Source organism: Zhongshania aquimaris (genome assembly GCF_019312595.1).
Taxonomy (GTDB): domain Bacteria; phylum Pseudomonadota; class Gammaproteobacteria; order Pseudomonadales; family Spongiibacteraceae; genus Spongiibacter; species Spongiibacter aquimaris.
Genome location: NZ_JAHWDQ010000002.1, coordinates 50,988 through 64,923, shown reverse-complemented (window position 1 = coordinate 64,923; position 13,936 = coordinate 50,988). Strand labels below are relative to the sequence as shown.

Genomic DNA, 13,936 nt, shown 5'->3' with positions numbered 1-13,936 from the left:
TAGCTCAATTAGTCACTGCGGCGCGGCCGCTAACAATGGTTTTAGATGTCACAATATAATTCGCAATCCATCGAAGTCCTTACTGGTTTAGAACCGGTGCGCAAGCGCCCCGGTATGTATACCGATACCACCAGACCCAATCATCTAGCGCAAGAAGTCATCGACAATAGCGTCGACGAAGCACTGGCTGGGCACGCCAGTGAAATCATAGTCACCTTGTTCGCCGACGGTTCATTGGCATGCGGCGATAACGGCCGTGGTATGCCGGTAGACATTCACCCTGAGCAGGGTTTACCGGGTGTCGAGGTGATTCTGTGTACCTTGCATGCCGGTGGCAAATTCTCCAACGACAATTACCAGTTCTCGGGTGGCTTGCACGGCGTTGGTGTGTCCGTAGTTAATGCCTTGTCTGAGTCGCTAGAAATTATCATTAAACGCGACGGCGAAGTTCACCAGATGTTTTTTGCCAATGGCGACAAAACCTCTGAATTGGCCGTGATTGATAGCTGTGGCAAGCGCAATACAGGCACCTATATTCGCTTTACTCCCAATCCCAAATATTTTGATTCTGCCAAATTTTCGGTACGCCGTTTAAAACATGTATTACGTGCTAAGGCGGTATTATGCCCAGGATTGCGCGTCTGCTTTATTGATGAAACCGGCACCGAAAGCGAGGAGTGGTATTACGAAGACGGCCTGCGCGACTATCTCGCTGGCCACACCCGCGAATACGAAACCCTGCCATCCGAGCCGTTCATTGGCCATTTCAGCGGTCGCAGCGAGGCGGTTGATTGGGCCGTGCAATGGTTGCCTGAAGGTGGCGAACCTCTGGCTGAATCCTATGTAAACCTCATTCCCACCGCCCAGGGCGGTACCCACGTCAATGGTTTACGCAGCGGCTTATTAGACGCCATGCGTGAGTTTTGCGAGTTCCGCAGCCTGATTCCCCGGGGTGTGAAGCTAGCCCCTGATGATATTTGGGAAAAGTGCAGTTACGTGCTGTCGTCCAAGCTTGCTGACCCGCAATTTTCTGGGCAAACCAAAGAGCGATTAAGTTCGCGGGAAGCCTCGGCATTTGTTGCTGGTGTTGCCAAAGATGCCTTCAGTTTATGGTTAAACCAGCACACCGAAGATGCGGAAAAGCTCGCGGAGCTGTGCATTAACAACGCCCAAACTCGGCTGCGTAAAGCCAAGAAAGTGGTGCGTAAAAAAGTCTCAGCGGGGCCAGCTTTGCCCGGTAAATTAGCCGATTGTTCTGGAGTCGATACCGAGCGCGCCGAGTTGTTCTTGGTGGAAGGGGATTCGGCGGGCGGTTCCGCCAAGCAAGCCCGCGATCGCCAGTTCCAAGCGATCTTGCCGCTGCGCGGTAAAATCTTAAATACCTGGGAAGTCGACGCTCAGCAAATTTTGGCCTCGCAAGAAGTCCACGATATTTCTGTCGCGATGGGCATAGATCCCGACTCTGACGACCTAAGCGGACTGCGCTACGGTAAAATCTGCGTGCTGGCCGATGCAGATTCCGACGGACTTCACATTGCCACTTTGTTATGCGCTTTATTTCTACGTCATTTTCGCCCACTGGTTCAGCAAGGCCATGTTTATATTGCGATGCCACCGCTGTACCGTATCGATCTTGGTAAAGACGTTTTTTACGCGCTGGATAATGCCGAAAAGCAAGGCATTATGGACAGACTGGAAGCCGAGAATAAACGAGGCAAAGTCTCTGTCACCCGATTCAAAGGCTTGGGTGAAATGAATCCCTTACAGCTTCGTGAAACCGTCATGGACCCCAACACCCGACGCTTGGTGCGACTGTCAATTGATGACGGTGATGAAACCGATAGCTTGATGGATATGTTGCTATCTAAAAAGCGGGCGCCAGATCGTAAAACATGGCTTGAAGCCAGCGGTGACGAGGCGGAGGTTTTGTTGTGAGTATTTTTGCTAAATGTTTAGTTAAATAATTTAAGAGGAAAATAAAAAATGTTCAGTCATATTATGGTCGGTGCAAACGACATGAATGCATCAAAGAAATTTTACGATGCAATTTTAGGCGCACTGGGTTACGAGCCCGGTGTTATGGATGATAAGGGACGTTGCTTTTATTTTACTGAGAGTGGCATTTTCGCAATAACGTCGCCGATTGATGGCAAGCCTGCTAGCCATGGCAATGGCAGTACTGTAGGTTTTGCAGCCAAAGACCCTGCGCAGGCGGATGCATGGCATGCCGCGGGTGTGGCAAATGGCGGTACCACTTGTGAGGATGCGCCGGGCGTTCGCGAAAGTGGCTTAGGTAAGCTGTATCTTGCGTATTTGCGCGACCCATCGGGTAATAAACTCTGTGCTTTACACCGCGTAGCTTAAGTACGTTCTAGAAAAAAAGGGCGAGGCCTTAGGGTCTCGCCTTTTTTGGTTTTGGCTTGGCGGTTTTTGATCTTATATTGTAGGCCACACAATAAAAGCAGGATCTTCGCGATGAAAATTACCTTGTTTGGTGCAACCGGCGCGGTGGGTAGCCAGTGCCTGCGTCAAGCTGTCGATGCCGGTCATGAGGTGACGGTGCTTGTGCGCTCAGCGGCGAAATTACCGGCGGAGCTAAAGGAGCGTATTTCTATTGTCGAAGGTGATGCCCTGTGCGCCGATGACGTGTGGCGTGCTATTGGTGCTGATACCGAGGCAGTTCTATTTGCGATTGGGGTTGATAAGCACTCCATGCCAAATCTTTGTACAGAGGTGAGTCGTCATATTTTAGAAGCTTTGCGCGGCGAGTCTGCGGGCCGTTTTATTTGGTGTGGCGGCGGTAGTACCTTTGTGGAAGAAGACCAAATTACCTTGGGTGCACGTTTTGTTAGAAAATTCGCCGAGGTATTTATGAGCCTGCGGCACCACGACAAAGAACACCAGTACCAACTATTAAAACAATATATGGATGTGAAGTGGTTCGGCGTGCGGCCCTTGCAAATGCGAGAGGGCGAGCTCCGCCGTCAATATCGCATTGGTTTTGATCGCTTTAATGGGTTTTCGAACATCAGTTTTGCCGATTGCGCTCACGCTATGCTGGGGATGCTAGACGACGATACTTGGCTGCAAAAGGCGCCGATTATTCAGTACTGAGTTAAATCTAGAAATTGCTGCGCCGCCCGGTGAAATGTTAAGCCCTCTCCCAATATGCATAACCATCAATCAAGACTTGAGCATGTGGTTTTTACTACCTTGGCACATAAGCAGAACGCGCTATTGGAGTAATCGCGACCATGCCGTTATAATGCGCGCCAGAATATGATGCGGGCTGCTAGGCCTTGTGAGCAGAGAGGACGTTAACGGTGAATAGTGCAATGTTGAAGAAATTGGTCGCTGCCTTTGGTTTGGTGATGGTGTGTGTATCCGCTTGGGCGTTGACGGACAAGCAAATGGCTGAAGTAGAAAGCCGCATTCAGCCTGCCGGTAAAGTGTGTTTACAAGGTGATAATACCTGCGGCGCGGCGGTTGCCTCTGCGGGTGGCGCGGCTAAATCTGGCGAAGAAGTCTACAAAAGTAGCTGCCAGGGTTGTCATGCCACCGGTGCGGGCAACGCGCCTAAGCTAGGTGACGCGGCAGACTGGGGCAAGCGTGCGGAACAGGGTGTAGATACCCTTCACAAGCACGCTATCGAAGGCTTCAGCAATATTGGTATGATGCCAGCCAAAGGCTTGTGCATGAGCTGCTCTGACGAAGAAGTCATGGCGGCGGTAGATTACATACTGGAAAACAGTAAGTAATCGCCATCGAGCTCAGAAGCCGCGCACTGCGCGGCTTTTTTTTGCTCAGAATAAATCTGCTATAACACCGGCTGCGTAAGATTGGTGTCGATGTGGCGCCGATATAAGGTAAAAATACGCTAAATGTCCTGAATCTGCGCTACTCTGTTAATAATAATGTAGATGCATGGATATGACTGTGATGACTCGATGGGTGATTTTTGTGTTTGTGGCGCTTCTGGCGGCCTGCGGTGGTTCTTCAAGTTCATCTAATTCTACACCGCCAAACAGCGACAATTCAGCCGGTAGCAATAATCCCCCCCAAGAGAATGGCGGCGGCACTTCTAGCCCAGAAACCCCCGTGAGCTTTGGTGTTCCGGCGGGCGGCCAGATTCGCCCTGGCATGGAGATTAGTGCCGATGGCAGCGGTTGTACCGGTAATTTCTTGTTTTCCCCTAACGCGCAGACGGTGTATATCGGGGTGGCAGCGCACTGCTTCAGTATTGATACCAATGACGGTGTTGATCCCTGCGAAACCAATAATCTGCCCATTGGTTTTAACCAAGTCATAATTGAAAACGCAACTCAGCCCGGCGAGCTGGTGTATTCCAGTTGGCGCGCTATGCAGGAGCAGGGCGAAACGCCGGGCTCCAATGCGTGTGTTTACAACGACTTTGCCTTGGTCAAAGTACATTCCGACGATCTAGCGAATATTCATCCTGCCTCCTTTGCCTTTGGCGGGCCAGTGTCATTGTTTACGGGCTTAGCCTCAGTTGGCGACAATGTCTTTGCTTATGGTCGTTCGCCCTTTCACTTTGGCTTGCGCAATTTAGAGGCGAAAAGTGGCACGATCACGGCGGTCTTGGGTGGTGGTTGGGCGTATGAAATACGCACCGACAAAGCCAGTATTCCTGGCGACAGTGGTGGCCCCATCTTTGGCCCTACTGGGCAGGCACTGGCAGTGACCAGTGTGTTGTCGGTGGGTTTGGGCGGGCCTACTTTGATAAATGTGAGTAACGGTGTTGCCAATGTGGATCGCGCTTTGAAATATGCGATTGATGGTGGCTTTATCAACGCCAGCACAAAACTATTGGTATGGCCGGATTTTTATCCCTCGGCGAATTTTTAGCCGAGGATATCCCGCAAGCTAGCAAGGGTTTCGCCGCCGCGTTTTTGATTTTGGGCGGGGTCGTTGTCGCCGCGGCCCTCCCACTCCAAATCTTCCTGGGGCAACTCTGCTAAGAAACGGCTGGGTTCGCAGCTGGTGAACTCACCAAAACTTTTGCGCTTGGCGCAGTAGCTCATGGTGAGGGTGCGCTGGGCGCGTGTAATGCCAACGTAGCAAAGGCGACGTTCTTCTTCGATCATGCCGTCATCGATACTGTTTTGATGGGGCAAAATACCTTCTTCCAAGCCGATCATAAAGACGTGGGGAAACTCTAAACCCTTGGCCGCATGCAGGGTCATTAGCTGCACTTGGTCGTCGCTTTCTTTTTCGTCTTCCTGGCGCTCCATTAAATCTCGCAGCACCAAGCGGCTAATCGCACCTTCGATGGCATTCTCGCTATCGTCGTCCTTTATCGACTTTTCTAAGGAGCTTATTAGGATGTGAACGTTGGCCATGCGCCGCTCGGCGATGGCAATGGACGAGGCGTTTTGAATAAGCCAGTCTAAATAATCAATATCGCTTACTAGCTGCTTCACACTGGCAACGGGGTCGCCTTCATAGCATTGGCGACGCAGGGTGTTTAGCCAGCTGGTAAATTCGCGCAGGCGCGAGACTGCCGCTTCGGGCAGGTGTTGGCTGAGCCCCATTTCATCGCAGGCATCGTACATGCTCACTTCACGCTCGGTCGCGTAGCGCCCCAAGCTTTCTAGGGTAGAGGTGCCTATCTTTCTGCGCGGTATATTTACTATCCGCAAAAACGCGTTGTCGTCGCCGGGATTAATAATTAGGCGCAAATACGCCATGATGTCTTTGATTTCATTGCGGGCGAAAAACGAGGTGCCACCGCTAAGCTTATAGGGTATTTGGTGCACCTGTAGCTTCAGTTCTAGTAGGCGAGACTGATGATTGCCGCGATACAGCACCGCGTAATTGCCGAAGCGGCCCTGGGTGCGCAGCTTGTGATCGAGAATCTCGGTAACCACCCGCTCGCATTCGGCGTCGTCGTTGCGGCAGCGAATAATACGGATATGCTCGCCGTGTCCCAGCTCCGACCACAGCGCCTTATTGTGCTCGTGGGGATTGTTGGCGATGACAATATTGGCCGCTTTAAGAATGCGCGCCGTGGAGCGGTAATTTTGCTCCAGTTTCACCACTTTTAAGTGCGGGTAATCTTTGCCGAGCAACGATAGATTTTCTGGCTTGGCTCCGCGCCAGGCATAAATCGATTGGTCATCGTCACCCACCACGGTCAAACCACCGCGATCGCCCACCAGTTGTTTGACTAAATGGTATTGCGCGCCGTTGGTGTCTTGGTACTCGTCTACCAGCATGTAACGAATTTTTTGCTGCCATTTTTCGAGAATGGCGGGCTGCTGCTCAAATAGCAGCGCGGGCAGCATAATCAAGTCGTCAAAATCTAGGGCGTTATAGGCTTTTAGGGCATTTTGATAACGTAAATAAGCCTGCGAACACAGTATATCCGCGGGCCCGTCGGCGCTGGCGATTGCCTGCTGAGGCGTAATAAATTCATTCTTCCACTGCGAAATGCGGTGCTGGATGCGGTCGGCATTGTCACTTTCCGCACCGTGATCCTGCATCAGTAAATCGCGGATTAAGGTCTGCGCGTCCTGGCCGTCAAAAATCGAAAACCCTGATTTATACTGCAGTGCCTTGTACTCGCTGCGCAGTATCGTCAGACCTAAATTATGAAAGGTCGATACCGTTAAGCCCCGCGCTTCCTTCCCCTTAACCAGCTGAGAGACTCGCTCTTTCATTTCACGGGCGGCTTTATTGGTAAAGGTGACTGCGGCAATGTGACGTGCCGGCATGCCGCATTTTTCAATTAAATACGCCATCTTGCGGGTGATAACACTGGTTTTTCCACTACCTGCACCGGCCAACACTAATATCGGGCCGTCGATATAAAGCACCGCTTCGCGTTGTCTGTCGTTGAGTTTGCTCACGCGGTTGCTGTGTCCAAGGCCGAGGGGTGAAAAGGCTGGGCATTGTAGCAGGGGCGAAGCAGGGGAAGAACCGCTGCCTTGGATATTAATCAGGTGCTTCGCTCTGGTGCCTCAAAACTATCCACCGTCTTCATTACATGCGCTTTCGGGAATCAGTATGGCTGCGAGATACAGGTTTATGTGGCCTTTTATCGGGCCGGATAATTGACTGGGCTAGTACTATCGTTGGTCGAGCGAGAGTGAAAGCGTTGGGCGTGCTGCTAGCGCTCAGGTTGGCAGCTGGAAATGACTTGGTTTCTTCCCTGTTCTTTGGCTCGATAGAGGTTGAGGTCTGCGGCGTGGATACTGGCATCTAGCTTTTCACTTTGCACACTGGAAATACCAATACTGACAGAAAATCCGAATTGGTAGTTATCATCTTCTATGCGGCTGTCTGCCACTTTGCGCCTAAATTCGTCAAAGCGTTTATAAGTATCATCGCTACCGGTGGTGCTCAGAATACAGAATTCTTCACCACCAAAACGAGCAACGAGGTCATCTGGAAACTCACCACGTAGTAGATCCGCCATGTGTTTTAATGCGGTATCACCCGCCTCGTGGCCATAGCGGTCGTTAATTTTTTTAAAGTGGTCAATATCAATCATGGCTAAAGATAGCGGTGTTTCTTGAAACTGGGCTTTTTGGTGCAATAGTTTGCCGTGGTTAAAGAAATAGCGACGATTGTGAAGTTTAGTTAGGTAGTCGCGGTTGGCGGCGTCACGAATATCTTGAATGTGATCGAGGTAATCGAGATTTTGGTTGACGCGGCACAGCAACTCCTCATAGCTAAACGGTTTGCCAATAAAGTCATTGGCGCCACTCTTAAGGAGTTGGGCGGACAGTCGCGCCTCCCCAGAGCTGGATAGGCCAATTATAGCGAGCTGGTCTTTGGGATGGCGTGTTCTAAGTTGTTGAATAAGTTCGAAGCCATCCATTTCTGGCATATTGTAATCTGTGATAACGAGTTTGATATCGGGATGCGCTGTCATTTTTAGCAAGGCATCTTTTCCGTTTTCGGCGGTGATAACCTGCAGGCGTTGGATCTCCAGATGTCGCTTCAGCATTAATAATGCCGACTTCGAATCGTCGACGATAAGGACTTTGGTCGAGTAATTGCGATGCACACGCTGCGCTAGATGGCAGGCGTATTCATAGGCGCTCATGTTTTTCTTAAGCACGTAATCGACTACACCCAGTTCAATCATATTTTTGCGTAATTCGTCGCCGAAATAACCGGTGAGAACAATCACCGGAATATCGTATGACTGTACAACAGGGACTATTTCGCCGTTCGGCGCATCGGGAAGGTTCAGGTCAACCAGTGCGACGGTGAAGCGCTCGGGATTATTCTTTAGTAGGGATTTGGCCTCAGCGCCGTTTCGGGCGATACACGCCGTGAAGCCAAGAATATCTTCGAGGATCGCTTTCGCCATGCTAGCTAGCGCCGCGTTGTCTTCTACCACTAGGACGCTTGGCATTGTTTTTAGTGCCTTGTTATCTGTTTATAGCAAGGAGTCTACAATTCGCAACTAGCGAAGGGGATCAGTAATGTTGCCTATGCGGGTGAGTTAAAGCGGGCCTATTGGTCACCTCGATAAATCATGGCTTCCTGCAAGTGAGCAAGGCTGATGTTTTGGTCGCCAGCAAGGTCTGCAATGGTTCGCGCAATTTTAATAAGGCGGTGGTGGGCGCGGGCGCTGAGGCCTAATTTTTGCTCAGCGCGCAGCATGAATTGCTTGCTGGGCCTATCGAGCGGACAAAAATTGGCGACCTCGTCCGCACTCAGTCGAGCATTTATATTTGGACTGCGCTGATGCTGGCGAGCTCGCGCCTTGCATACCCGCTCTCGAACAGCTGCGCTACTTTCCGCCTTGTTATCGGATTGCAACACACCCGGTGGCAGCCTAGGTACGTTGATGCGTAAATCAATTCGGTCTAAAAGCGGCCCCGACAATTTGCTGCGGTAACGCTGAATTTGGTCGGGGGTACAGCGACAATCTTTGTTTTCATCGCCGTCATAGCCGCAGGGGCAGGGATTCATGGCCGCGACCAATTGGAATTTAGCGGGAAATTTTAATTGCTGGGCGGCGCGGGAAATAATCACTTCGCCGGATTCCATGGGTTCGCGCAGCACTTCTAATACCTTGCGCGGGTATTCCGGTAATTCGTCCAGAAATAAAACCCCGTTGTGAGCGAGGGAGATCTCTCCGGGGCGAGGATAGCTGCCACCGCCGACAAGTGCCGCCGCCGACGCGGTGTGGTGTGGGGCGCGAAACGGGCGATGTAGACGCAGTGGTTTGCCCGCCACCGATTGCACGGTGGCGATATCTAGACGCTCGGATTCTGTTAAGGGTGGCAAAATGCCGGGCAGGCGGTTTGCTAGCAAGGTTTTCCCCGTTCCCGGCGGGCCGCTTAACAGCAAGCTGTGGCCACCGGCCGCCGCGATTTCCAATGCGCGTTTGGCGCCGGTTTGTCCTTTTACGTCAGCGAGATCGGGGTAGTGATCGCTGTCGATGGGGTCTGCACTGGCGCCTGCAAATGGCAGCACTTGCTGGCCGTGTAGATGGGCGGCCACCGCAAGTAAGGACTCCGCTTCGCGCAGGCCGGTGTCGTCGACAATGGAGGCAAGTCCGCTATTGGCAGCAGGCAAAATCAATATATGACCTGCGGCATTAGCTTGGATGGCCGCCGGCAACGCGGCATCGACGGCGCGGAGTTCACCGCTCAGGCCCAATTCGCCAATCAATTCTAAATCTTTTAATGGCGCCGCTGGCACCTGTCCCGACGCGAGTAAAATGCCGATTGCAATGGGGAGGTCAAAGCGGCCGCCTTCTTTGGGTAAGTCGGCGGGCGCCAAATTGACGGTGATGCGGCTAACGGGAAAGTCAAAGCGCGAATTAATCAGAGCAGAGCGAACTCGGTCGCGACTCTCGCGAACGGTGGCTTCGGGTAGGCCAACAATATTGAAGGCGGGAAGTCCGCCGGACAAATGGACTTCAACGGTCACTAGCGGAGCGTTGATACCGAGTTTGGCGCGGCTGTATACAGTGGCGAGAGGCATGTCTTCATCCTTGAAGGCTGCGGAATGGTAGCTGCACGAATCCCTAGTGTAGCGATTGTAATACCTTTTTTATCGACGCTTAGCGATTGCTCGTGTTTTGGTTTTCCAGCTGGGCTGTTAGTTCGGCAAGCTGCTTTTCCAAGGCCTCCAGTTTGCTGCGAGTGCGATTAAGCACCGCGACTTGGGCGTCAAATTCGTCGCGCGACACCATGTTTAAGCGACTAAATCCGCCCTGCAGCAAGACCTGTACTTTTTCTTCTATGTCCTGCTGAATTTCAGGACCATTATTGATTAAGCGGCCAGCTTGTTGAGCGAGCTGAGAAATAAAATCGGGTTTGGCCATGTGTAGTCACCTCATTAATGCGGCTAAGTGTATCGTTTATTGGCGCTGGGTGGGAGGTGTATGGGCTCGCTTGACGTTGGAAGTCTGACGTCTGAGGCTAAATCGTCAGTCGCATTGCTTTCAATTGGTGCGACATCGGCAAATTCCAGAACCGATATGGCGCAGCGCCCATTTACCGTGCACAGTGATGGCCCAGATATTGCTTTTGCTTCTGCCTAAACTCGGTGTACGTGCTGCGTAATGCCCTTGAATGTTTCATAACGATAAGGATTGGCCGTTGACGGCTCTCGCTCCCACACAAGAGATACCGCCGCTTAGCGGCGCAGAATTGATACCGACCAAGTCTTGGCAGGCATCAATCGAGTTGCTGTTTCGTCCCAATAAAAATCGCACAGATTTGGTGCGGTCTTTACATAAGGGGCCGCTGCGGGTGCAGCGACCATTTTATCCGGAAGACGATTGCTGTCATGTCTATCTTTTGCATCCCCCCGGCGGCATGGTGCCGGGCGATGCTTTGCGTGTGAGTTTAGAGCTAGATACTCGTGCGCAGGCACTGTTGACCACCCCCTCGGCGGGCAAGGTTTATCGCAGCGACACCGCGAAGACAGCTCAGTCGCAGGGCGTGTCAGCCAGTGTGGCAAGCGGTGCCTGTCTTGAATGGTTGCCTCAGGAAACCATTGTTTTTGAAGGTGCTGAGGCAGAGTTGAGCAATCAGTTTCACCTGCATGGTGATGCTCGTTTATGTGCCTGGGATATTGTCGTGCTGGGTCGTCGCGCCAGTGGCGAGGGCTTTGGACGCGGACGTTGCTTACAGAAAATTGCTATCAGTCGCGATGGTGTGCCTGTCCTTAATGAGCGCACCGAATGGCTGGGTGGCAGCAGAATGCTAGACGCACCCTGGGGGATGGGTGGGATGTCGGTGTGCGGCACCCTATTTGCTACGGTGCAATGTGATCAAGATGTGATGGATACCTTGCGCGACGGTTTAGCAGAACTTGTTGCTAGCAAAGGCTGGTTGGCGGCGGAGTGGGGCTTATCTCAAAAGCGCGATATTTTCTTAGCGCGTTACATAGGCGATTCACCAGAGCAGTGTCGCAAAGGCTTTATTTGGTTGTGGTCGCAACTGCGGCCTTTGTTAAACGGACGGAAGGCGTGTCCGCCGCGAATTTGGAATACCTAAGCGCTGGTTAGCGATTACAAGATTGATAAAGACGGGAAGTTAAGCGATGGAACTGAGTCCTAGAGACAAAGATAAACTATTAATTTTTACGGCGGCGCTGCTGGCTGAACGCCGCAAAGCCAAGGGCCTGAAACTAAATTATCCCGAGGCGATTGCGCTGATTTCCGCCGAAGTGATGGAGGGCGCCAGGGAGGGCCGCACCGTGGCTGAGATGATGAGTGCAGGCCGCGAAGTATTGGGGCGCGACGATGTGATGGACGGTGTTGCTGAAATGATTCACGAGGTACAGGTTGAAGCCACCTTCCCCGATGGCACCAAACTCGTGACCGTGCACAATCCGATTGTTTGACGAATTTGGCAGCGCTTAGCTGCAGCAAGGGAGGCTTTATGATTCCAGGTGAAATGCAAATAGCGCAGGGTGATATCGTGCTGAACGCGGGACGCGAAACCTGCACGATAGACGTCGCTAACAGCGGTGATCGACCGATTCAGGTTGGCTCCCACTACCATTTTTTTGAAACCAATTTGGCGCTGAAATTTGACCGCGAGGCGAGTCGAGGTTTTCGTTTAAACATTGCGGCGGGAACAGCCGTGCGCTTTGAGCCGGGCCAGAGTCGCGAGGTTGAGTTAGTGGCCTTGGCTGGTAAGCGCGAAGTGTATGGTTTTCGCGGCGACGTGATGGGCGCCTTGGATAACGCGGCAGCAGGGGCAACATCATGACGACGATTGATCGCCGCGCCTATGCGGATATGTACGGCCCCACGGTAGGTGACAAGGTTCGTCTTGCCGATACCGAACTGTGGCTTGAAGTAGAAAAAGACTTCACCACCTACGGTGAGGAAGTAAAGTTTGGCGGCGGTAAAGTTATTCGCGACGGTATGGGGCAAAGCCAGCTGGGGCGCGAATTTACCCCGGACACGGTCATTACCAATGCGCTGATTTTAGATCACTGGGGTGTGGTGAAAGCTGACGTCGCGATTAAAGCCGGCCGTATTGTTGCTATTGGCAAGGCGGGGAATCCCGACATTCAGCCAAATATCGACATTATTATTGGCCCCTGTACCGAGGTTATTGCCGGCGAAGGTCAAATCTTAACGGCGGGCGCCATCGACGCCCATATTCATTTTATTTGTCCCCAGCAAGTTGAAGAAGCGCTGATGAGCGGCGTCACCACTATGTTGGGCGGCGGCACCGGCCCGGCAACCGGCACCAATGCCACCACCTGCACACCGGGTGCTTGGCATATCGGCAAAATGTTGCAGGCTGCAGAAAGCTTTCCGATGAATTTGGGGTTTCTCGGCAAAGGTAATGCGAGTTTGCCGGGTGCCTTGGAGGAGCAATTACAAGCCGGCGCAATGGGTTTAAAACTGCACGAAGATTGGGGCACCACACCCGCGTCGATAGACTGCTGTTTGAGCGTGGCAGAAAAATACGATGTGCAGGTGGCGATTCACACCGACACCCTAAACGAATCGGGTTTTGTGGAAGACACCTTAGACGCATTTAAAGGGCGGACGATTCACACCTACCACACCGAAGGTGCCGGCGGTGGTCACGCACCAGACATTATAAAAGCCTGCGGTTCCGCCAATGTACTGCCGTCTTCTACTAATCCAACACGGCCTTACACCGTGAACACGGTGGACGAGCATTTGGATATGCTCATGGTCTGTCATCATCTCGATCCAAATATTCCGGAAGACGTTGCGTTTGCCGACTCGCGGATTCGCAAAGAGACCATTGCGGCAGAAGATATTCTTCATGATCTCGGCGCGTTCTCGATGATTTCGTCAGACTCCCAAGCCATGGGGCGGGTCGGCGAGGTGGTGTGCAGAACGTGGCAGACCGCCCACAAAATGAAAGTACAGCGCGGTCCGCTCGCCGAAGACAGCAATGGCAGCGATAACTTTCGCGCCCGCCGCTATATTTCTAAATACACCATCAATCCCGCTATAGCCCACGGTATTTCCCATGAGGTGGGCTCGATAGAAGTGGGTAAGCTGGCGGATTTGGTACTGTGGAAGCCGGCATTTTTCGGCATTAAACCGTCGATGATTATTAAAGGTGGTGCCATCGCTGCGGCGCCGATGGGCGATCCAAATGCGTCTATTCCCACGCCGCAGCCGGTGCACTACCGCATGATGTTTGGCGCCTTTGGTAAAGCCTGTGTGCAGACCTCGGTGAGCTTTGTGAGCCAGGCGGCCATCGATGCAGATATCGCAAGCGAGCTGGGTTTAGAGCGACCTTTAGTCGCGGTAAAAAATTGCCGCAAGGTAAGCAAGGCCGACATGGTGCTAAATAATTATCAGCCGGTGATGGAAGTGGATCCCGACACCTATGAAGTGCGTGCAGACGGTCAGTTGTTGATTTGTGAACCCGCTAGTGAGCTGCCGTTAGCGCAATTGTACTGCCTGTTTTAATGGGGCTGTGTGAATAAGGATTTA

Annotated in this window: 14 protein-coding genes; 10 read left to right on the top strand and 4 right to left on the bottom strand. The window is 52.2% G+C overall.

The window, feature by feature from the left end:
- Positions 1-45: 45 nt before the first annotated feature.
- The 5 genes from parE to KXJ70_RS09060 all read left to right on the top strand — a co-directional run bounded on the left by parE (position 46) and on the right by KXJ70_RS09060 (position 4,866).
- On the top strand, positions 46-1,935 hold the full coding sequence (parE, locus tag KXJ70_RS09080; protein WP_219043189.1) for a DNA topoisomerase IV subunit B: 1,890 nt from the start codon (positions 46-48) through the stop codon (positions 1,933-1,935).
- Positions 1,936-1,983: 48 nt separating this feature from the next.
- Positions 1,984-2,364, top strand: a complete 381-nt coding sequence (locus tag KXJ70_RS09075) for a VOC family protein (protein WP_219043188.1) — start codon at positions 1,984-1,986, stop codon at positions 2,362-2,364.
- A gap of 111 nt (positions 2,365-2,475) precedes the next feature.
- Complete coding sequence (locus tag KXJ70_RS09070) at positions 2,476-3,114, top strand: NAD(P)-dependent oxidoreductase (RefSeq protein ID WP_219043187.1); 639 nt, start codon at positions 2,476-2,478, stop codon at positions 3,112-3,114.
- A gap of 221 nt (positions 3,115-3,335) precedes the next feature.
- Positions 3,336-3,758 carry a c-type cytochrome gene (locus tag KXJ70_RS09065; RefSeq protein WP_219043186.1) on the top strand — a complete coding sequence of 141 codons (423 nt, stop codon included), beginning with the start codon at positions 3,336-3,338 and terminating at the stop codon, positions 3,756-3,758.
- A 181-nt stretch (positions 3,759-3,939) separates the two neighbouring features.
- Positions 3,940-4,866, top strand: a complete 927-nt coding sequence (locus tag KXJ70_RS09060; protein ID WP_255558414.1) for a trypsin-like peptidase domain-containing protein — start codon at positions 3,940-3,942, stop codon at positions 4,864-4,866.
- On the opposite strand, the gene rep is transcribed toward KXJ70_RS09060, so the two are convergent.
- The 4 genes from rep to KXJ70_RS09040 all read right to left on the bottom strand — a co-directional run bounded on the left by rep (position 4,863) and on the right by KXJ70_RS09040 (position 10,312).
- The gene (gene rep / locus KXJ70_RS09055) at positions 4,863-6,869 is read right to left on the bottom strand and encodes a DNA helicase Rep (RefSeq protein ID WP_219043184.1); all 2,007 of its coding nucleotides are present in this window, start codon (positions 6,867-6,869) and stop codon (positions 4,863-4,865) included. The two genes, KXJ70_RS09060 and rep, sit on opposite strands and share 4 nt — an antisense overlap.
- Positions 6,870-7,129: 260 nt before the next feature.
- Positions 7,130-8,386 carry a response regulator gene (locus tag KXJ70_RS09050; protein WP_219043183.1) on the bottom strand — a complete coding sequence of 419 codons (1,257 nt, stop codon included), beginning with the start codon at positions 8,384-8,386 and terminating at the stop codon, positions 7,130-7,132.
- A gap of 101 nt (positions 8,387-8,487) precedes the next feature.
- Positions 8,488-9,969, bottom strand: coding sequence for a YifB family Mg chelatase-like AAA ATPase (locus KXJ70_RS09045; protein ID WP_219043182.1), 1,482 nt, complete (start codon positions 9,967-9,969; stop codon positions 8,488-8,490).
- A gap of 79 nt (positions 9,970-10,048) precedes the next feature.
- Positions 10,049-10,312 carry an accessory factor UbiK family protein gene (locus KXJ70_RS09040; RefSeq protein ID WP_219043181.1) on the bottom strand — a complete coding sequence of 88 codons (264 nt, stop codon included), beginning with the start codon at positions 10,310-10,312 and terminating at the stop codon, positions 10,049-10,051.
- A 60-nt stretch (positions 10,313-10,372) separates the two neighbouring features.
- Between KXJ70_RS09040 and KXJ70_RS09035 the strand changes: the two genes are divergently transcribed.
- From KXJ70_RS09035 to ureC, 5 genes are read left to right on the top strand one after another with little or no spacing between them, the layout of a single operon-like run.
- Positions 10,373-10,531 carry a hypothetical protein gene (locus tag KXJ70_RS09035; protein ID WP_219043180.1) on the top strand — a complete coding sequence of 53 codons (159 nt, stop codon included), beginning with the start codon at positions 10,373-10,375 and terminating at the stop codon, positions 10,529-10,531.
- Between the two features lie 58 nt (positions 10,532-10,589).
- Positions 10,590-11,492 (top strand): urease accessory protein UreD, encoded by a 903-nt coding sequence (locus tag KXJ70_RS09030; protein ID WP_219043179.1) that lies wholly within the window; start codon positions 10,590-10,592, stop codon positions 11,490-11,492.
- Positions 11,493-11,538: 46 nt separating this feature from the next.
- Positions 11,539-11,841, top strand: coding sequence for an urease subunit gamma (gene ureA / locus KXJ70_RS09025; protein ID WP_219043178.1), 303 nt, complete (start codon positions 11,539-11,541; stop codon positions 11,839-11,841).
- A gap of 38 nt (positions 11,842-11,879) precedes the next feature.
- Positions 11,880-12,212 carry an urease subunit beta gene (locus KXJ70_RS09020; RefSeq protein WP_219043177.1) on the top strand — a complete coding sequence of 111 codons (333 nt, stop codon included), beginning with the start codon at positions 11,880-11,882 and terminating at the stop codon, positions 12,210-12,212.
- Complete coding sequence (gene ureC / locus KXJ70_RS09015; RefSeq protein WP_219043176.1) at positions 12,209-13,912, top strand: urease subunit alpha; 1,704 nt, start codon at positions 12,209-12,211, stop codon at positions 13,910-13,912. Before KXJ70_RS09020 ends, ureC begins: the two co-directional genes overlap by 4 nt.
- Positions 13,913-13,936 lie beyond the last annotated feature (24 nt).